This window comes from Rhodoferax sp. GW821-FHT07F03 (assembly GCF_059418745.1).
Genome location: NZ_JBWKQM010000014.1, coordinates 147,255 through 164,750 on the forward strand (window position 1 = coordinate 147,255; position 17,496 = coordinate 164,750).

At 63.6% G+C, this 17,496-nt stretch carries 17 protein-coding genes; 9 read left to right on the forward strand and 8 right to left on the reverse strand.

What is annotated here, in order from left to right; translation table 11 throughout:
* Positions 1 to 116 precede the first annotated feature (116 nt).
* A complete protein-coding gene (locus AC07R0_RS21280; protein WP_495106350.1) occupies positions 117 to 596 on the forward strand; it encodes a VOC family protein in 480 nt (159 codons plus the stop codon).
* 17 nt (positions 597 to 613) lie between these two features.
* Here AC07R0_RS21280 and AC07R0_RS21285 read toward each other — a convergent pair whose 3' ends face one another.
* From AC07R0_RS21285 to AC07R0_RS21310, 6 genes are all read right to left on the reverse strand, one after another.
* On the reverse strand, positions 614 to 1,531 hold the full coding sequence (locus tag AC07R0_RS21285) for a LysR family transcriptional regulator (protein ID WP_495106351.1): 918 nt from the start codon (positions 1,529 to 1,531) through the stop codon (positions 614 to 616).
* A 300-nt stretch (positions 1,532 to 1,831) separates the two neighbouring features.
* Positions 1,832 to 1,975, reverse strand: a complete 144-nt coding sequence (locus AC07R0_RS21290) for a hypothetical protein (RefSeq protein ID WP_495106352.1) — start codon at positions 1,973 to 1,975, stop codon at positions 1,832 to 1,834.
* Positions 1,976 to 2,219: 244 nt separating this feature from the next.
* Positions 2,220 to 3,368 carry an ABC transporter ATP-binding protein gene (locus AC07R0_RS21295; protein WP_495106353.1) on the reverse strand — a complete coding sequence of 383 codons (1,149 nt, stop codon included), beginning with the start codon at positions 3,366 to 3,368 and terminating at the stop codon, positions 2,220 to 2,222.
* A gap of 7 nt (positions 3,369 to 3,375) precedes the next feature.
* A complete protein-coding gene (locus AC07R0_RS21300; protein WP_495106354.1) occupies positions 3,376 to 4,263 on the reverse strand; it encodes a carbohydrate ABC transporter permease in 888 nt (295 codons plus the stop codon).
* 19 nt (positions 4,264 to 4,282) lie between these two features.
* Complete coding sequence (locus tag AC07R0_RS21305) at positions 4,283 to 5,179, reverse strand: carbohydrate ABC transporter permease (RefSeq protein WP_495106355.1); 897 nt, start codon at positions 5,177 to 5,179, stop codon at positions 4,283 to 4,285.
* A gap of 1 nt (position 5,180) precedes the next feature.
* Positions 5,181 to 6,545 (reverse strand): ABC transporter substrate-binding protein, encoded by a 1,365-nt coding sequence (locus AC07R0_RS21310; RefSeq protein ID WP_495106356.1) that lies wholly within the window; start codon positions 6,543 to 6,545, stop codon positions 5,181 to 5,183.
* Between the two features lie 283 nt (positions 6,546 to 6,828).
* On the opposite strand from AC07R0_RS21310, the gene AC07R0_RS21315 reads away from it, so the two are divergent.
* Together AC07R0_RS21315 and AC07R0_RS21320 are read left to right on the forward strand one after the other, a co-directional pair.
* On the forward strand, positions 6,829 to 8,289 hold the full coding sequence (locus AC07R0_RS21315) for a DUF3500 domain-containing protein (protein WP_495106357.1): 1,461 nt from the start codon (positions 6,829 to 6,831) through the stop codon (positions 8,287 to 8,289).
* 22 nt (positions 8,290 to 8,311) lie between these two features.
* Positions 8,312 to 9,622: a HupE/UreJ family protein gene (locus AC07R0_RS21320; RefSeq protein WP_495106358.1), complete on the forward strand. Its 1,311-nt coding sequence runs from the start codon at positions 8,312 to 8,314 to the stop codon at positions 9,620 to 9,622.
* A 25-nt stretch (positions 9,623 to 9,647) separates the two neighbouring features.
* On the opposite strand, the gene AC07R0_RS21325 is transcribed toward AC07R0_RS21320, so the two are convergent.
* Both AC07R0_RS21325 and ssuD read right to left on the reverse strand, forming a co-directional pair.
* Complete coding sequence (locus AC07R0_RS21325) at positions 9,648 to 10,838, reverse strand: acyl-CoA dehydrogenase family protein (protein ID WP_495106359.1); 1,191 nt, start codon at positions 10,836 to 10,838, stop codon at positions 9,648 to 9,650.
* Positions 10,835 to 11,998 carry an FMNH2-dependent alkanesulfonate monooxygenase gene (gene ssuD / locus AC07R0_RS21330; RefSeq protein WP_495106381.1) on the reverse strand — a complete coding sequence of 388 codons (1,164 nt, stop codon included), beginning with the start codon at positions 11,996 to 11,998 and terminating at the stop codon, positions 10,835 to 10,837. Before ssuD ends, AC07R0_RS21325 begins: the two co-directional genes overlap by 4 nt.
* Before the next feature lie 349 nt (positions 11,999 to 12,347).
* Between ssuD and AC07R0_RS21335 the strand changes: the two genes are divergently transcribed.
* The 6 genes from AC07R0_RS21335 to AC07R0_RS21360 all read left to right on the forward strand — a co-directional run bounded on the left by AC07R0_RS21335 (position 12,348) and on the right by AC07R0_RS21360 (position 17,485).
* Positions 12,348 to 13,547: an acyl-CoA dehydrogenase family protein gene (locus AC07R0_RS21335; RefSeq protein ID WP_495106382.1), complete on the forward strand. Its 1,200-nt coding sequence runs from the start codon at positions 12,348 to 12,350 to the stop codon at positions 13,545 to 13,547.
* Positions 13,544 to 14,665: a sigma-54 interaction domain-containing protein gene (locus AC07R0_RS21340; protein ID WP_495106360.1), complete on the forward strand. Its 1,122-nt coding sequence runs from the start codon at positions 13,544 to 13,546 to the stop codon at positions 14,663 to 14,665. Before AC07R0_RS21335 ends, AC07R0_RS21340 begins: the two co-directional genes overlap by 4 nt.
* A 148-nt stretch (positions 14,666 to 14,813) precedes the next feature.
* Positions 14,814 to 15,290, forward strand: coding sequence for a rhodanese-like domain-containing protein (locus tag AC07R0_RS21345; RefSeq protein ID WP_495097729.1), 477 nt, complete (start codon positions 14,814 to 14,816; stop codon positions 15,288 to 15,290).
* Positions 15,290 to 16,210 carry a serine O-acetyltransferase EpsC gene (gene epsC / locus AC07R0_RS21350; protein WP_495097728.1) on the forward strand — a complete coding sequence of 307 codons (921 nt, stop codon included), beginning with the start codon at positions 15,290 to 15,292 and terminating at the stop codon, positions 16,208 to 16,210. The genes AC07R0_RS21345 and epsC overlap by 1 nt, the downstream gene beginning before the upstream one ends.
* Positions 16,207 to 16,476 (forward strand): helix-turn-helix domain-containing protein, encoded by a 270-nt coding sequence (locus AC07R0_RS21355; RefSeq protein ID WP_495097727.1) that lies wholly within the window; start codon positions 16,207 to 16,209, stop codon positions 16,474 to 16,476. The genes epsC and AC07R0_RS21355 overlap by 4 nt, the downstream gene beginning before the upstream one ends.
* A gap of 79 nt (positions 16,477 to 16,555) precedes the next feature.
* A complete protein-coding gene (locus AC07R0_RS21360) occupies positions 16,556 to 17,485 on the forward strand; it encodes a family 2A encapsulin nanocompartment shell protein (RefSeq protein WP_495106361.1) in 930 nt (309 codons plus the stop codon).
* Positions 17,486 to 17,496 lie beyond the last annotated feature (11 nt).

Below are 17,496 nucleotides of genomic sequence, written 5' to 3' on the forward strand. Positions count from 1 at the left end.
GCTGTTACGGTTGTTTCAGGGCGGTACTGCTGATATGAGCAGGGTCTTGTCGGTGGGTTCGTGTTCCGTAGCTTGCGCGATAGGATGCAAGGCCTGCAACCGATTGGAGAGCGAGCATGGTCCCTAAAAACACGATCTGTCTCTGGTACAACGGCACAGCCCTGGACGCCGCGCAGTTTTACGCCAAGACCTTTCCGGACAGCGCGGTGGGTGCCGTCCATCGCGCGCCCGGTGACTATCCTGCTGGTAAGCAGGGCGATGTGCTGACGGTCGAGTTCACCGTGATCGGCATTCCATGTGTTGGCCTGAACGGCGGGCCGGGGATCCAGCAGTCTGAAGCCTTTTCGTTCCAGGTTGCGACCGATGACCAGGCCGAAACCGACCGTTTGTGGGATGCGGTGGTGGGCAACGGCGGCCAGGAAAGCGCCTGTGGCTGGTGCAAGGATAAGTGGGGCCTGTCGTGGCAGATCACGCCACGCGCCCTGACTGCCGCGTTCACCCACCCTGACCGTGCCGCGGCCAAGCGGGCTTTTGATGCGATGATGAAGATGAGAAAGATCGACATCGCGAAGATCGAAGCGGCCTTTCGCGGCTGATACCCGCCAGCAGTTTCTTAGACTGTCAACAGGTCCTCAGTTGCGGGCCGGTGGCGCAGAGCGTCCACCACCAGGGCCAGCGCCGGCAGCGACTGGCGACGTCGGGGGAAGTACAGGTGGTAGCCCTGAAAGTAGGGGCACCACTCCTGCAGCACGCGCACCAGGCGGTCCTGGGCGATGTGCGCATCGACCATGTCCTCGGGCACACAGGCCACGCCGAATCCTTCCAAGGCCGCCTGCAGCATGGGCACGCTGTCGCTGAACACCAGTTGGCCTTCTACGTGCACTTTGAGCGGTTGGCCGTCTTTCTCGAACTCCCAGGCATAGATGCCACCCAGCGTGGCCAGCCGCAGATTGATGCAGTTGTGCCCGGCCAGGTCGTGCGGCGTTTGTGGCAGGCTGCGCGCTGCAAAATAGGCCGGCGTGGCGACGATGGCCATGCGCAGATCGGACGAGATGCGCACCGCCACCATGTCTTTTTCTACCTGGTCACCCAAGCGCACACCCATGTCAAAACGCTCGGCCGCGAGGTCCACGAAGCGCGATTCGGTGACGATCTCGACCTTGATGTCCGGGTAGTGCGGCAGCAGCTTGGCCAGCTTGGGCCACAACACGGTGCGGGCGGCATGGTGGGCGGCGGTGATGCGCACCGTGCCGGCGGGCTTGTCGCGCAGCTCGCTCAGCGCGGCCAGTTCGGCCTCGATCTCTTCAAAGCGGGAGCTGAGGGTGCGCAGCAGGCGCTGCCCGGCTTCGGTGGGCGACACGCTGCGCGTGGTGCGGGTCAGCAGGCGTATGCCCAGCCGGGTTTCGAGGCCGCGAATCGTGTGGCTCAGCGCCGACTGTGACACCCGTAGCTGAGCGGCAGCCCGGGTAAAGCTGCCTTCGCGCGCAACCAGTACGAAGGCATGCAGATCGTTGAAGTTCTCGCGGGCCATGGGTGGGCAGCTTGTATCGGTATTCGTATGTGCCGATTCTGCCAGCCTGCGGCATACGCAGCCGCTCAGTGGGATACTATATTTTCTATAGCTGCTTGTGCAGATGCTGCCTGCGCTAGAGGCTTTTTCTTATGTGGCTATTTGCAGCACGGCTGTACACGCAAAGCCAGCATCGTGCCCGTGGGCCGGACAGGTGACGCAAACCAAAAATCAGACCTGCGCGTGCCGCTTTGCGTTGCGGATCAGTGCGCATTCGCGCTCCTGGGCAGACTCGGAAGCCCGTAACATCCCGGGCACTTGCTAGCGCGGGTTTGCCGCTGTGTACTGTGCAGTCAGGGTGTTTCCTTTGGCGATGCTGGCGTCATCATCCTGTGCCGCATAGGCCGCGATGCACGCGATGATGATGGCTGCCATACGCCACTTGGTACTTTTGGTCTGCTTCATGTGTCCGCCAATCTGCTTACTACCTAGCGCACTTTTGCGCCGGATTGTGTACAAATTATGTAAGAGATGTGCGGATTGCATACTATCGCTTGTGCCTACGTAGTACTACCGCCCCGGCAAGCAGGCACGGGCTATATGCCAAGCGCCGCTTTCACACACGCGGCGATTTTTGCCATCTTCAAAGGGCGAATTACTATGTTTTTAATAGCTGTTTGCGAAGGTGCGACCTGCGTTACAGCCATTTTTATGCAGATATCTGCAACGCCGCCGTATCCCGGTAGCGGCTGGGCGCATCCAGCGCGGGCCAGCGCAGGCCGCTGCGCGGGTCGAACAGGCGGCTGCGTTCCAGGTCCCAGGTCAGGGTGACTTCGTCCCCCGCTTGGGCGAAGTAGCGGCCGGTTAAGCGGGCCAGCCAGGGCGTTGGGTCGTCCGCGCCGACCACGCTGCCATATAGCTCGGTGGCGGCGCCCAGGTGGTCTAGGCTGTGCACGCGCAGGCGTAGCCGGGGTGCGTCGGCCGGCAGCGGGGTGTCGCCAGTCCACAGCAGCAGATGTTCGGGCCGCACGCCTAGGCGCACGGCGGCGCCTTCGAGGCCGGTGTGGCCGGGCGGCGCGGGCAGCAGCAGGCCACGGCCCAGGGCCAGGCAGTGGCTGGACCAGCGGGCGTCCAGCATATTCATCGGCGGCGAACCTATGAAGCGGGCCACGAATTCATTCGCCGGCTCGTCGTACAGCGCCAGCGGGCTGCCCACCTGCTCGATGCGGCCGGCGCGCAGCACCACGATGCGATCGGCCATGGTCATGGCTTCTTCCTGGTCGTGGGTGACGTAGACGGTGGTGGTGCCGAGCTGGCGCTGCAGGGCGCGGATCTCGGCGCGCATTTGCACGCGCAGCTGGGCGTCCAGGTTGGACAGGGGTTCGTCGAACAAAAAGGCCACCGGCTCGCGCACCATGGCCCGGCCCATGGCCGCGCGTTGGCGCTGGCCGCCGGAGAGCTGGCGCGGATAGCGCTCCAGGTAGTCGTCCAGGTGCAGGGCGGTAGATGCTTTGGCGATGCGCTCCTGAATCAGCGCCTCGGGCGCGCGCTGTTCGCGCAGGCCAAAGGCCATGTTGTTGCGTACCGTCATATGCGGGTAGAGCGCATAGCTTTGGAACACCATGGCCACGCGGCGTTGCTGTGGTGGCAGGTGGTCTACCGGCGTGCCGTTGAAGGCGATGCTGCCCCGGTCGGTGGTCTCCAGCCCGGCGATGGCGCGCAGCAGGGTGGATTTGCCGCAGCCAGAAGGGCCGACCAGTACGACGAATTCGCCTTCGGGGATTTGCAGCTGGATGTCGTGCAGCACGGCGGTGTCGCCATAGGCCTTGTGCAGGCCGGTGATGTGGATGTTTGCCATAGGATTTCTAACGGCTGGCGCCAGCGCTGAGGCCGCCGATCAGGTATTTCTGGAAAGCCAGCGCCAGCAGGTAGACCGGCGCAATGCCGACCAGGGATGCGGCGGCCATCTGGCCGAAGTTGACAATGCGCTCGCCCTGGAACAGCGAGATGGCGACGGTGATGGTGCGCATATCGGGTCGGCTGTTCAGCACCGAGGCCAGCAGGAATTCGTTGTACGACAGGATCAGGCAGATCAACCCGGTGGACACCAGGCCGGGCCAGATCAGCGGCAGGTTGATGCGCCACAGCGTGCGCCAGTAGCCCACGCCGTCCAGCCAGGCAGCCTCGTCCAGCGCCAGTGGTATCTGCTTGAAGAAGCTGCGCAGCAGCCAGAAGGCCACCGGCACGTTCATCAGCCCGTCCACCAGGCCCAGGCCGACGATGCTGTTGTTCAGCCCCAGCTGGCGCAGCAAAAAGAACAGTGGCAGCAGCGCCACCACCGGCGGCGCCACATAGCTCGACAGCAGCGCACCGGCCAGCAGCGGGCCGCGCCGCAGCTTGACCACCGCGTACACCGCCGGCACGGCCAGGGCCAGCGTGACCAGCACGCTGAGCACCGCTACTGCCAGAGAGTTCAGCAGGTGCCAGTGTAGCGGCGCAATCTCGAACACCTTGGGCCAGTTGGCCAGCGTGGGGTGCACGGGCAGGAACTGGCCGGACAGCACCTCGTCCCGCGTCTTGAACGAGGTGGCCACCAGGAAGGCCAGCGGCAGAATGAAGAAGGCCAGCACCGCCAGCAGCGCGGCGCGCAGCCAGATGCGCTGGCGTGGCCAGGGCAGGCGCAGCTTCTTCAGGCTGGGCAGTAGCTGCCACAGTGGCAGCGTGGCGGTGGGCGTGTTGGGCAGGTAGGACATGGGGGCTCCAGGTGCGGTGTCAGCCGGTGCGGCGTTCCACCCATTGCAGGGCTTTCAGAATGGGCCAGGTCACGGCGGCCACGGCGAACGAGAACAGCAGGGTTTGCGCGGCGGCTGCGCCTATGTCGAAGTTTTGCAGCCCGGTCTTCCACACCTCGTAACTGGCCAGGGCGGTGGCACGGCCCGGACCGCCCGCGGTGAGGATGTAGACCAGGTCAAAGGTCTTGAGCGACATCACCACCCGCAGCAGGAAGATGCCCAGCAGCGCGGGTGCCAGCAGCGGCAGAGTGATTTTCAAGAAGATGCCGCGCGTGCCCGCGCCGTCCAGTGCGGCGGCCTCAAACACATCGGCCGGCAGGGTCTGCAGCGCGGCAAAGCACAGGATGACCACAAACGGCAGCCACTGCCAGGTGTCGGCCAGCGCCAGCGCGGGCAGGGCCCAGCTGTCCGAGCCCAGTAGCGACACCGGCTCGGCGATCCAACCCAGGCGTAGCAGCGTGCCGTTGACCAAGCCGCCCGCAGGCGCCAGCAGCAGCTTCCAGGCCACGCCCACCAGTACCGGCGGCGTCATCAATGGCAGCAGCACCAAGCTGCGCACGAACTGGCCCTGGCGCAGTGCCTGCAGCAGCAGGGCGATCAGCAAGCCCAGGCTGAGCTGGATGAAGCTGGCGGGCAGGGCGTACAGCACGGTGCGCAGCAGGGTCTGGGCAAACTCCGGGTTCTGGAACAGAGAGTTGAAGTTGCCCAGCCCGCTCCAGGCGGCCAGTGGCTGGCCCAGGCTGGAATGCGTGAAGGCCAGCGCCAGCGTGTACAGCCCGGGGACGATGCACACCACCGCCAGGCCGAAGCTGGCCGGGGTCAGCATTAGCAGCGGGCTGGCGCGCAGCAGGTGGGCGGTGGCGGACCTAGTGCTCACCTCATGCCTTTAGCAACTGTTCCCAGCTGGCTTGGGCTGAAGCCAGGGCGTCCTTGGGTTTCTTCTTGCCGGCCACGATCAGCGCCAGCTGCTCGGTCAGTGCGTCCATCAGCTTGGGGCTTTGCGCCTGCAGCGGCCAGGCCAGCGCATTGCCGATGGCGGCCTTCAGCTGAGGCTGCAGCAGCGGTGCGGCCTTGATGTAGTCGGGGTGGTTCAGAACGGACGTGCGGTTGGGGTCGATGCCACTGCCGGGCAGCACGTCTTGCTGCAGCGAGATGTCCTTGCTGGTGGCCCATTTGACGAACTCCCAGGCCAGCGCGGTCTTCTGTGTGCCGGTGGTGATGCCCAGGCCGAAGCCGGCGTTCAGCGCGGCACGCGGCGTGGTGTTCTTGCCGCCCACGGGCAGCTGCACCAGTGACCATTTGTCCACGATCTGCGAAGACTTGGGGTCTTGCGCGGTGACGCCCAGGTCGGTCCAGAAGTCGATCATCGCGGCCTTGCCCGACAGGAAGGCGGGCAGAGCGTGTTCGAACGCGGTCTCTGCCGGAGTGGGCAGGGCATAGGGCACGATGCGCAACAGCTCTTCGGCGGCGGCCACCGCTTCGGGGCTGGTCAGCGCGGGCTTGCCATCGGCGGTGAAGAAGCTGCCGCCAAAGCCGGCCAGCCGGTTGGCATAGGACGAGCCCACGATCACCGGGATCTTGAAGCCTTGCACGGCCGCGCCGTAGATGCCGTTGGCTGACTCCTTTTCTGTGATCAGTTTGGCGGCCTGGTAGTAGTCCTCCCAGGTCTTGGGCGCGGCGAGCTTGTGGCGGGCGAAGATTTCCGTGTTGTAGAACAGTACATGGGTATCGCCGTCATACGGTAGGCCCCAGCGGCGGCCATCGCGCAGGGTGTAGGTGTCGTACAGCGAGGGCAGGAAGTCGGCTGGCTGGATTTGCGCTTTGTCGCGCTCTATCCAGTCGGTTACGTCCAGCACCACCTTGTCAGCCACCAGTGCGCCCAGCGTGTGGTAGAAATAATCGATCACGTCGAACTGGTGGGCACCGGACTGCACGTCCAGCGTGGCCTGGGCATGCAGCTGGTCATAGGGCACGGGCGTGACCGTCACCTTGGCGCCGGTCAGCGCTTCAAATTCTTCCGCCAGCAGCTTGCCGGCCACGGCGTGGGGCTGATTGAACAGCAGGTTCAGCGACTGGCCTGCGTACTTTTTGGCATCTGCTGCGGGGGCAGGTGCCGATGCCGGCGCGGCCGTTACAGGCACCGGGTCCTTGCCGCAGGCGGCCAGCACGCCAGCTGCGCCCAGGGCCGATGCCGTGCCCAGGAAGCGGCGGCGGTTGAAGGGGGTGAAGTCTTTGGAATCCATGGTGTTCTTGCGGTAATTGGTTTGATATGCCATCTGCGTAGAAGCTGCAAAAAGATTGCTGCGTATTGCATATAAGCGATTGCCATGCCAAGAGCTTTTTACTTATGAATCAATGGCTTAGGAAATATTTTCGCTTGGAGCCTGCTGTGTCTGCAGCACGGTGCAGACAGATTGCTGCGGCATAAGCACGTGGGCTGCTGGAGGTGATGCATACTTCTTTACAACATTAATGGGAAAAATTCCCATTAATGTTGTAAATTCCGCCGAAACAACGGAGGAAGAGATGCTTGGAAAAACGCCCAACTTGGCCCTGGTTCTTTTGCTATCCCTAGGCTGCGCAGCGCTGCCTGGTTGCGGCGGAGGGGGGAGCTCGGATTCCTCCAGCTCTTCCAGTTCGGTTTCTGCGCCCAGCATCACAGCCCAGCCTTCGTCCCTGTCGCTGGCTTCTGGCGATTCCGGAACGTTTTCGGTTACCGCAAGTGGAAGTGGCACGCTGACCTACCAGTGGTACAAGGACTCGAGTGCGATTTCCGGGGCCACTTCCTCCACGTACACCATCTCCAGCGCCAGCAGCAGCGATGCTGGTAGCTACTACGTCATTGTTTCGAACAGTGGTGGCAGCACGACCAGCAGCACGGCCACTTTGACGCTGACCAGCACCACGACGGCCTCCTGCGATACGACATACGTGGATAGCGTGCTCAGCGCCATTTCCACCTTCGAGACGGCGTTGGGAACATCGCTTACCGCGTCGGCAAGCTATAGCGCGTCGTCCTATACGACGGCACAGCTCAATGTCTACAAGACCAATTGGTCCAATCTGCCGCCGGGCGCCATCAGCTTTAGCCGGCCTGGCATCACGCTTTCGCAGCTGAGCACTTCTAGCCAGATTTCTGCATTCAACGCACTGGCTTCGGTCGCGCTCAGTACGGCGGGATACACCGACTTTCAAGGGGTGCTGGCCGCAGACGACTATTTGGGCTACACAAAGAACGCCAGCGGCTACGGTGCCGATCTGTACCACGTGGCGGTGGTGGGAACGCCATCGCAAACCGGCTCCTGGACCCTGATGCTGGGCGGGCACCACATGGCGTTCAACATCAACTTCAATGGCGCCTGTTCGTATCCTACGCCCCACCACATCGGCGTGGAGCCGCGCACATCGTTCGCTTCGAACAGCCACACCAGCTACAACTATTACAGCTCCGGGACCTACCAGGTGCTGGCCAACAAGGCTGCGGCCATGGTGTCCATTTTCAGTGGCATGGACAGCACCACACTGAACAGCGCCTTTCTTTCGGGATCGACGTTCTCTGACATTCTGATTGGCCCGGTGGAAGCCAATACGGGCAGCTACTCGAACGTCACCACCAAATTCACTGCGGTCGCCGCGCTCAGCAACCGGGGTGTGCTGGTGTCCAGCCTGTCGTCAAGCTTGCAGGCCTATGTCAGCGCGGCCATTGAGGAATTCACCGACGACTACGACAGCACCACGGCCAGCCGCCTGTTGTCTGCTTACCAGGCGGGCTACGGCAGCACCTATGTGGCCTGGGCCAACTCGTCGGGTTCGTTCAGCAGCTCGGGTCCGGATGTGTCTGCGAACGGCACCTATATGCGTATCGACGGCCCGCGCGTGTGGATCGAAATCGCGGTGCAGAACGGCATCGTGATCTCCAGCCAGACCCACTACCACATGATGTTTCGCGACAAGTCCTACGACTACTACAACCAGCTGAGCAACTGATCAAGCAGGAAGGGGCTGGACCATGGGTCTGTGCAGGGTATTGGCGATAGTGCTGGTGCTGTGTTGGGGCGGCGTGGGCCGTCCGGCATACGCACACGATGTTCCGCCCAGCATCGTGATGCTGGATATCGGTCGCGATGTGCTGGACATCGAGATGCAGCTACCCTTGAGCGAGCTGGGCGCCGCCTTGGGGCTGCCGCTGGCGGCCAATCCTGGCGCGGTGATTCCGCACTACGGTTTTCGCATCGAGCAGTACATCCGGAACACGTTGCAGGTACGCAGTCCAGATGGCCGGGCGTACGAGCGGCACTTTGACTCACTGGACATCAAGGCCACCAACAACACCAACTGGAGTAGCAACGATTGGCTGGTCGTGCACGCTTCGCTCCAAGCCCCGAGCGGCACCTCGCCGGAAACCTTCGCGCTGGACTATGCGGTCATCCTGCAGCGGGTGGTGTCGCATGAGGCGTTGGTCTATGTCCGGCGCGACATCCGCAACGGCCTTTTGGGCGATAAGCCCATGCTGATTTCCACGGCAGGTTTTGGTAACACGCATATTGCGGTGGATGGCTCCGGTGGCAGCTGGTGGCAGGGCTTGGAAAAGCTGTTCATGCTGGGTATGTCGCATATTGCCGAGGGTACGGACCATGTATTGTTTTTGCTGGCCATGCTGCTTAGCGCACCGCGGGTAGCCCGTGCTGGACGCTGGCAGGAGCGCAAGAGCACCAGGTCCTGCATACGTGGCATTGTGGGCATCGTCAGCGGCTTCACGCTGGGCCATTCGATCAGCCTGGCCATGGCGTCTGCGGGCTGGGTCGAGGTGCCGACCCGTGCGGTGGAGGTCCTGGTGGCGGTATCCATCCTGGTGTCCTGCATCCACGTGTGGCGCCCGGTGTTTGCGGGGCGAGAGATGTGGGTTGCCTCGGCTTTTGGCCTGGTGCATGGATTGGCGTTTGCCGAGATGCTGACCGGCTTGAACTTTGACGGCATGACGCTGGCGTTAAGTCTGCTGGGTTTCAATCTGGGCATAGAAACCATGCAACTGCTGGTGATTGCGGTTGCGCTGCCCATGCTGCTGGCATGCAGATCGGATCGCCACTACCAGCTTCTGAGCCGGGCAGGGGCCGGGTTTGCAGCAGCCTGCGCCATTGGCTGGATTTTGGAGCGCGCATTCGATATGGCCAACCCGCTGGACCCAGTGGCCAACTGGCTGGCACCACCACCGCCCTGGTTTACGACCAGTCTGTGCGTGCTCAGCGGGGTGTTGCTCAGCCTGCAGCTATGGGACTTGCTGCGCCGCAAGGCCGCAGAGCTGCTGACCGGTGTGCATTGAAGGGCCAGACCTTTCGTCTTGAAAATCAGGAATAGAAGCTGGGTTTGGGCAGCTGCTCGTTCAGTACCCAGTCGCCCAGCTCGCGCACCTTGTAGTCCACCGGGTCGTGCAGGGTGTGCACGCGCAGATTGCGCCAGTAGCGGTCCAGCCGCAGGGCGGCGGTGGTAGCGCGTGCGCCGGTGACTTCGAACATCTTGTGCACCACGTCTAGGCTGGCGCGGGTGGTGGCGACCTTGGCTGCGGCAACCGCGATGGCGACGCTGCCGCGATCACTTTCGGTCAGGGCCGTGCCACGCTGCCAGGCCTGATCAAAGGCCAGGGCGGCGTGCTGCAGCAGCACGCGCGCGCCTTCCAGGCCCAGCCAGAATTCGCCATAGTGCGCCAGGATGTAGGGGTCCTGGTTGGCGGACGTGGCGCTGGATGCCATCCAGGGCCGGCCCTGCTGCAGGGTGAACTGGCGTGCTTCTGCCAGTGCGCCTTCGCCCAGGCCCTGGTAGATATGGGCCAGTATCAGTTGTGCCAGCAACGGGCGCAGACAGGCATAGGGGGTGGAGAGCGGGCCGGGGTCGGTCAGCAGCTCGGCCTGGCGCACCTCGACCTGGTCGAACACTACGCTGCCGCTGTCGGTCTGGCGCTGGCCCATGTTGTCCCAGTCGTTCAGCACGGTGATACCCGTGCGCCCCGTGGGCACCACGGCTATCAACAGGCGACCTGCAGGGTCGAGCGCCGAGGCCAACAGCATGTCCGAATCACTGGCACCGGAGCAAAAGCTTTTGCGCCCGTGGAATACGTAGCCCCCGTCTTGCGGCTCGGCGCGGGTGGATTTGTCCAGCGGGTTCAGAGCATTGCCCCAGAACCAGCGTTGTGCCAGCGTCTGCTCCACCCAGGGCTGCCACTGTGCCGGTTTGCCAAACAACTGGGTGGTGGCCAGCAGCAGGTGGTGGAAGGCGAACAGGTGGGCGACGGAGCTGTCCACACGCGCGAACTGGCGCACCACCTCCAGCGTCTCTTGCCAGGTGGCGCCCAGGCCACCCAGTGCGTTGGGAATACTCAGGCCCAGCAGGCCGCTGGCGCGCAGCAGGTCACGTTCGACCTTGGCGGTGCCGCCGCGTTGGTCGCGCTCCACGGCGGTGGCGGCCAGAGCCTGTGTGGCGGCTTCTACCTGGGTTTGCCAGGGCGCGTGCGCGTTGCCTGTTTCGGACCGGAAATGCTTCATGCAGTCGTCTCCTCTGGCTTGGGTGCGCGTGATGCCGGCGGCACGATGTCGTTGGCAATCACTTCGCCAAACGGGCCGGTGAGGTTGGCTGTGCCGGCCGGGCGCACGTGGGCCAATGGTAGCAAGGGGAACAGCAGCTCTGCTACGCGGTACGACTCCTCCAGATGCGGGTAGCCCGAGAAGATGAAGGTCTCGATCCCCAGTGCCGCGTATTCCTTGATGCGCTCCGCCACCTCTTTAGCGCTGCCCACCAGCGCCGTACCCGCACCGCCGCGCACCAGGCCCACGCCGGCCCACAGATTCGGTGAGACTTCAAGCTTGTCGCGGCGCCCACCGTGCAGCGCAGCCATGCGCTGTTGGCCCACCGAGTCGAAACGTGCGAAGGCCTTTTGCGCTGCGGCAATGGTTTCATCCGTGACGTGGGATATCAGTTCGTCCGCCGCGCGCCAGGCGGCCTCACTGGTTTCGCGCACGATCACATGCAGGCGTATGCCGAAGCGCAGGGTACGGCCGTGCTGGGCGGCGGCGGCACGCGCCTTGGCTATTTTGTCGGCCACATCGGCCGGGGGCTCGCCCCAGGTCAGGTATACGTCCACTTGTTCTCCGGCGAGGGCAATTGCCGCGTCGGATGAGCCACCGAACCACAGCGGTGGGTAGGGCTTCTGCACCGGCGGGTACAGGGTCTTGGCGTTCTCCACACGCAGGTGCTTGCCACTGAAGTTGACGGTTTCGCCGGCCGCCACGCCGCGCCAGATGCGCAGGAATTCGTCCGTCACTTCATAGCGTTCGGCATGTGTCAAAAAGCTGCCGTCGCCGTGCTGCTCGTCCGGGTCGCCGCCGGTAACGACATTGATCAGCAGGCGGCCGTTGGAGAAGCGGTCCAGTGTGGCTGCCTGGCGTGCCGACACGGTGGGCGAGATGATGCCGGGGCGTATCGCCACCAGGAATTTCAGGCGCTCGGTGAAGGGCGCCAGCGATGCCGCCACTACCCACGAGTCTTCACAAGAGCGGCCGGTGGGTATCAAGACACCTTCAAAACCTAGCTCGTCGGCGGCCTGCGCCACCTGGCGCAGATAGTGGTGGCTGACGGTGCGCGCACCGTGCGCAGTGCCCAGGTAGCGGCTGTCACCGTGCGTGGGAAGAAACCAGAAGATCTGCATGCTTGTGCCTTTGGAGTGGATGTCGTCAATCATGCAAATCAGCAGATAGCGTGCCAGTGCCCAGTGCCTGTGCTGCTTGCTGGATTCACTTGTTTTGTGCTGCTGTAGCAGCAGCGTATCACCAGTTGTGCTGGGTTTTTGCGGGTCATGCTGTGCTGATTTGCTGGCTCAGAAGCAGGCCGTGTATGCATATGCGAAACCCTTCCAAGCGCGAGCTCTTGCAGCCCACAGAATATGTTGGCAGAGCAGCAATGCTGCTGCCGCTGCTGGTGTTCAGACACTTTGCAGTTTCTTGTTTTGACCGCAGCAACCGAGGTTTCCGATCGTGGCTCTTGCTTCAACGGTGCAGATGGCACCAGACAGTCTTGAAACGGATGGCGTGCCCGATCTGTCTGCTGGGCCGCAGACCGTGCAAAGCCTGGTGGAGGCCTTTTCCGCAACCGCGGCCGAGCGCGATGCACGCGGCGGAACACCCAAGGCCGAGCGTGATGCCCTGCGTGCCAGCGGCCTATTGGCACTGAGCATTCCGCAGGAGTTTGGCGGTATGGGCGCCAGCTGGCGGCAGACCTTGGACACGGTACGGCAATTGGCCCAGGCCGATAGTTCCCTGGCCCATGTGTTTGGCTTCCACCATCTGATGCTGGCCACCGTGCGCTTGTTTTCCCGGCCGCAACAGTGGCAGCCCTGGTTTGAGCAGACCGCGCGCCGCCATTGGTTCTGGGGCAACGCGCTGAACCCGTTGGACGATCGCACCATCAGCAGCGTGCAAGGCGGTTGGCGTGAGTTCACCGGGCAGAAGAGCTTTTGCTCGGGTGCGCTGGACTCCGAGATGCTGGTCGCTTCGGCGCGCGAGGAGGGCAGCGGTGCGCTGTTGGTGGCGGCCTTGCCCACCGGCCGCAGCGGCATTTCGGTGGCGCCAGACTGGAACAACATCGGCCAGCGCCAGACGGACAGCGGCAGCGTCACGTTCGAGAAGGTGCGGGTGGAGCAGCATGAGATGTTGTTGGACCCCGGGCCTCTATCCACCCCTTTTGCCTGCCTGCGCCCACTGGTGTCCCAGCTCATTCTGGCGAACGTCTATCTGGGTATCTCCGAGGCGGCCTTCAGCGATGCACGCCGCTACACCTTGCAGGAGTCGCGGCCCTGGCATGCGGCCAAGGTCGCGCATGTGGACGAAGACCCTTATGTGCTGGGCCACTACGGTGATTTCTGGGTGGGTTTGGAGGCCGTGCGCGTGCTGGCAGACCGCGCTGCAGACCGGCTGGACGAAGCCTGGCAGCGCGGCGATGCGCTGACCGCGTCCGAGCGCGGGCATGTGGCGCTGGCGGTGGCGACGGCCAAGGTGGCTGCCACACATACCGGGTTGGACATTTGTACCCGCATGTTCGATGTGGCCGGTGCCCGCGCCACCCACGGCGGCCTGCGGCTGGACCGCCACTGGCGCAACCTGCGCACCCACACCCTGCACGATCCCGTGGCCTACAAGCTGCGCGAGATCGGTGAATGGGCCCTCAAACAGCAATTTCCTGTGCCGAGCTTTTACTCATGAACTCCTACTCCCGCCATGTGTACAGTGTGTCTGCCACCGAAGAGCCGGACGCCGATTGGGATGCGCCGCGCCTGCTGACCCTGCCCGACCCGCGCAAGCACACCACCTCCATCCGCGCCACGGCCCAGGTGTTTGAAGACCCGCTCTCGGTAGCCTTGCTGGAGCGCATCCGCATGGTGGCGCCCAGCGATGCGAACGTGCTCATCATCGGTGAGACCGGCACCGGCAAGGAGCTGATTGCCCGCCATGTGCATGACCTGAGCAGCCGGCGTGGCCGCCCGTTTGTGGCCGTCAACTGCGGGGCGTTTTCGGAAACGCTGGTGGAGAGCGAGCTGTTCGGCCATGAGAAGGGCGCGTTCACAGGTGCGTTTACCGCCAAGACGGGTTGGTTTGAAGCGGCCAATGGCGGCACCCTGTTCCTGGATGAAATCGGCGACCTGCCGCTGTCCATCCAGGTCAAGCTGCTGCGTGTCTTGCAGGAGCGCGAGGTGGTGCGCCTGGGCTCGCGTAAGAGCATACCCATAGACGTGCGGGTGGTGGCGGCTACCAATGTGCGCCTGCAGGATGCGGTGGCCGCCGGGCACTTCCGCGAAGACTTGTTCTACCGTCTGCACGTGGTGCAGCTGGCCCTGCCGACCTTGCGCGAGCGGCCGGGCGACATCCTGCCGCTGGCGCGGCACTTCATCGAGGAATACCGCAACCGCCTGGGCTACGGTCCCGTGCGCATGGACTCTAGCGCCGAACGCAAGCTGCGCGAACACAACTGGCCCGGCAATATCCGCGAGCTGGAAAACGTGATCCACCACGGCCTGCTGATCTGCCGCCACGATGTCTTGGGTGCCGACGATCTGCAAATGTCCACCCTGGGCCTGCAACGGCGCAACCACGAGGTCGAGCCGGCCGCTGAAGGGCCGCAGCAGGCGCTAGAGGCAGTGTTGCGTCAGCTGTTCAACGAGCCACACGAGAACCTGTTCGAGCAGATCGAAGACACGGTGATGCGCACGGCCTTTGACTTTTGCCACCGCAACCAGGTACAGGCCGCCAAGCTGCTGGGTATCAGCCGCAACATCTTGCGCTCGCGCTTGATCAAGAGCCGGGAGATCTCGGCGCTGAAATGAGCCGGCTTTGGCTCTATAGATGTTTTTCGTGTTTAGAACTGACTTTTTAGTAGTTCGCCTTTGGTGGCTATCGCCATAAAGTGGCTCCACAAAGATGCCTGCAGACGGTTTTTGCAGGCGCACGGTGATTGTTAGAACAGGAGTTGCTATGTCTTCCGCTACCGCTGATGTGATCAGTCTCCCCCCCGAATTGGCTGCTGCGCAAGCCTTGGCGCGCGCTGCCGGCCTGCCGTACGCCGGAGGCGTTTCTCCCCAGGTGGCCTGGCAGCTGCTGGCTGCTGAGCAGGTGCAGCTGGTAGATGTGCGTACCTTCGAAGAACGCAAGTTTGTGGGCCATGTGCCGGGTAGCGTGCACGTGCCCTGGGCCACCGGCACCAGCCTGACGCGCAACCCGCGTTTTGTGCGCGAGCTGGAGGCCAAGCTGGCAGGCGGCAAGGAGGCCGTGGTTTTGCTGCTGTGCCGCAGCGGCAAGCGCTCGGCCCTGGCCGCGGAAGCCGCCACCAAGGCCGGCTTTACGACGGTGTTCAACGTGCTGGAAGGTTTTGAGGGCGAGATCGACGCGCAGCAGCACCGTGGCGGCAGTGACGGCTGGCGCTTTCACCAACTACCCTGGGTGCAAGACTGATGGCTGGCCCCGTGTTTGATACCAGCAGCGTGGTGCAGGCCCTGCATGGCGTGCGCAGCGAATGGCGGGCGGCACAAAAACGCTCCAGCGAGCCCGGTGGCCGCGAGTTCCCGTCGCGCGATGCGCTGGCAGGTATTGTGGAGTCGCTCAAAGGTGTGCTGTTTCCCATGCGCCTCGGCCCGGTGGATCTGCGCCAGGAGAGCGAAGACTTCTACGTAGGCTATACCTTGGATGCGGCCCTGCATGCACTGCTGACGCAGGTACGCCTGGAGCTGCGCTTGGTGGAGGGCGTGCCCGCAGGCACCCAGCCGACCCAGGTGGTGCAGCAGTTCGCACTGGCCTTGCCTGCGATACGCCGACTGCTCGACAGCGATGTGCTGGCCGCCTTCCATGGTGACCCAGCCGCACGCAGCGTGGACGAGGTGCTGCTTTGCTACCCCGGTGTGTTGGCCATGGTGCACCACCGTCTGGCGCACCAGCTGTACCGCCAGGGCTTGCCTTTGCTGGCGCGCATCGTGGCCGAGCTGGCACACAGCACCACGGGCATCGACATACATCCCGGTGCCAGCATAGGCGCCGGCTTTTTCATCGACCACGGCACGGGCGTGGTGATTGGCGAAACCGCCGTCATAGGCGAGCGCGTGCGGCTGTACCAGAACGTCACGCTGGGCGCCAAGCGCTTCCATACCGATGCCCAGGGTCACCTGGAAAAAGGCCAGCCGCGCCATCCCATCGTGGAAGACGACGTGGTGATCTACGCCGGGGCTACCGTGCTCGGCCGTGTAACCCTGGGCCAGGGCGCCACCATCGGCGGCAATGTGTGGGTCACGCAGGACGTACCGCCCGGCGCCCATGTGACGCAGGCCAACTCGCGGCAGGAGCCGCGTGCGGTGCCCCAGGCCGCTCGGTTCGCTGCATGAGTGCCATCGTCGAAAGCCTGGGTCTGGCCGTGCGGCAGTTGCGCGAGGGCCGTGGCTGGTCGCAGGAGCAACTGGCAGAGCATGCGGACCTGAACCGATCCTATGTGGGTGAGATCGAGCGGGGCCGCGCGATTGCCTCCATCGTCACCACCGAAAAACTGGCCAGCGCACTGGGCGTTTCATTGCCCGTGTTGATGGCCGACTGCGACCGCCTGACCGAGCGGCGCGCGCTGCAGGGTTTGCGTTTGACGGCTATAGCATGTTGATGGATGCCTATGGGCATCTGACACTGCGGGCCGTTGCTTTTTACCTGTTTCCTTTTACTTTTTCTAACGGAGTTTCTCGATGAGCACCAGTGTGACCCTCAGTACCCTCGGCGACAGCGCCGCACGCCAGCTAGCCAATGCGACCAAGACTGCGCCCCAGCTGGAAACCATCTCGCCGCGCTGGCTGACCCATCTGCTGCAGTGGACGCCGGTGGAAGCCGGCATCTACCGCCTGAACAAGGTGAAGAACCCCGAATCCATCAAGGTCACCTGCACCGCCCGCCAGTCGGAAAACCAGTTGCCGCGTACCTTTGTGGACTACGAAGATCAGCCGCGCGAATACTTCCTGAACGCCGTCAGCACCATCCTCGACGTGCACACCCGCATCTCCGACCTGTACAGCAGCCCGCATGACCAGATCAAAGAGCAGCTGCGCCTGACCATCGAGACCATCAAGGAAAACCAGGAAAGCGAACTGATCAACAACCCCGACTACGGCCTGCTGGCCCAGGTGACGGACGAGCAGCGCATCTTCCCGTTGACTGGCGCCCCCACCCCCGACGACCTGGACGAGCTGCTGACCAAGGTCTGGAAAGAGCCTGCTTTCTTCCTGGCCCACCCTCTGGCCATCGCCGCCTTTGGCCGCGAAGCCACGCGCCGCGGCACGCCGCCGCCTACCGTCAGCCTGTTCGGTTCGCAATTCATCACCTGGCGCGGCATTCCGCTGATCCCTAGCAACAAGGTGCCGGTGGCCGATGGCAAGAGCAAGATTTTGCTGCTGCGCGTGGGCGACAAGCGCCAGGGCGTGGTCGGCCTGTTCCAGCCCGGCCTGCCAGGCGAGCAGGCTCCCGGCTTGTCGGTGCGCTTCATGGGCATCAATGACCAGGCGATTGCCTCCTACCTGATCTCGCTGTACTGCTCGCTGGCGGTGTTGACCACCGACGCGCTGGCCGTGCTGGACGATGTGGAAATCGGCAAGTACCACGACTATCCGGACACCTACAAGTAAAGCGGTACTGT

Coding starts and splice junctions, on each gene's coding strand:
- AC07R0_RS21360 (WP_495106361.1), top strand. CDS start 16,556: ATGAGCACCAGTGTGACCCTCAGTACCCTCGGCGACAGCGCCGCACGC.
- AC07R0_RS21300 (WP_495106354.1), bottom strand. CDS start 4,263: ATGTCCTACCTGCCCAACACGCCCACCGCCACGCTGCCACTGTGGCAG.
- AC07R0_RS21325 (WP_495106359.1), bottom strand. CDS start 10,838: ATGAAGCATTTCCGGTCCGAAACAGGCAACGCGCACGCGCCCTGGCAA.
- AC07R0_RS21295 (WP_495106353.1), bottom strand. CDS start 3,368: ATGGCAAACATCCACATCACCGGCCTGCACAAGGCCTATGGCGACACC.
- AC07R0_RS21315 (WP_495106357.1), top strand. CDS start 6,829: ATGCTTGGAAAAACGCCCAACTTGGCCCTGGTTCTTTTGCTATCCCTA.
- AC07R0_RS21280 (WP_495106350.1), top strand. CDS start 117: ATGGTCCCTAAAAACACGATCTGTCTCTGGTACAACGGCACAGCCCTG.
- epsC (WP_495097728.1), top strand. CDS start 15,290: ATGGCTGGCCCCGTGTTTGATACCAGCAGCGTGGTGCAGGCCCTGCAT.
- AC07R0_RS21355 (WP_495097727.1), top strand. CDS start 16,207: ATGAGTGCCATCGTCGAAAGCCTGGGTCTGGCCGTGCGGCAGTTGCGC.
- ssuD (WP_495106381.1), bottom strand. CDS start 11,998: ATGCAGATCTTCTGGTTTCTTCCCACGCACGGTGACAGCCGCTACCTG.
- AC07R0_RS21310 (WP_495106356.1), bottom strand. CDS start 6,545: ATGGATTCCAAAGACTTCACCCCCTTCAACCGCCGCCGCTTCCTGGGC.
- AC07R0_RS21290 (WP_495106352.1), bottom strand. CDS start 1,975: ATGAAGCAGACCAAAAGTACCAAGTGGCGTATGGCAGCCATCATCATC.
- AC07R0_RS21345 (WP_495097729.1), top strand. CDS start 14,814: ATGTCTTCCGCTACCGCTGATGTGATCAGTCTCCCCCCCGAATTGGCT.
- AC07R0_RS21285 (WP_495106351.1), bottom strand. CDS start 1,531: ATGGCCCGCGAGAACTTCAACGATCTGCATGCCTTCGTACTGGTTGCG.
- AC07R0_RS21320 (WP_495106358.1), top strand. CDS start 8,312: ATGGGTCTGTGCAGGGTATTGGCGATAGTGCTGGTGCTGTGTTGGGGC.
- AC07R0_RS21340 (WP_495106360.1), top strand. CDS start 13,544: ATGAACTCCTACTCCCGCCATGTGTACAGTGTGTCTGCCACCGAAGAG.
- AC07R0_RS21335 (WP_495106382.1), top strand. CDS start 12,348: ATGGCACCAGACAGTCTTGAAACGGATGGCGTGCCCGATCTGTCTGCT.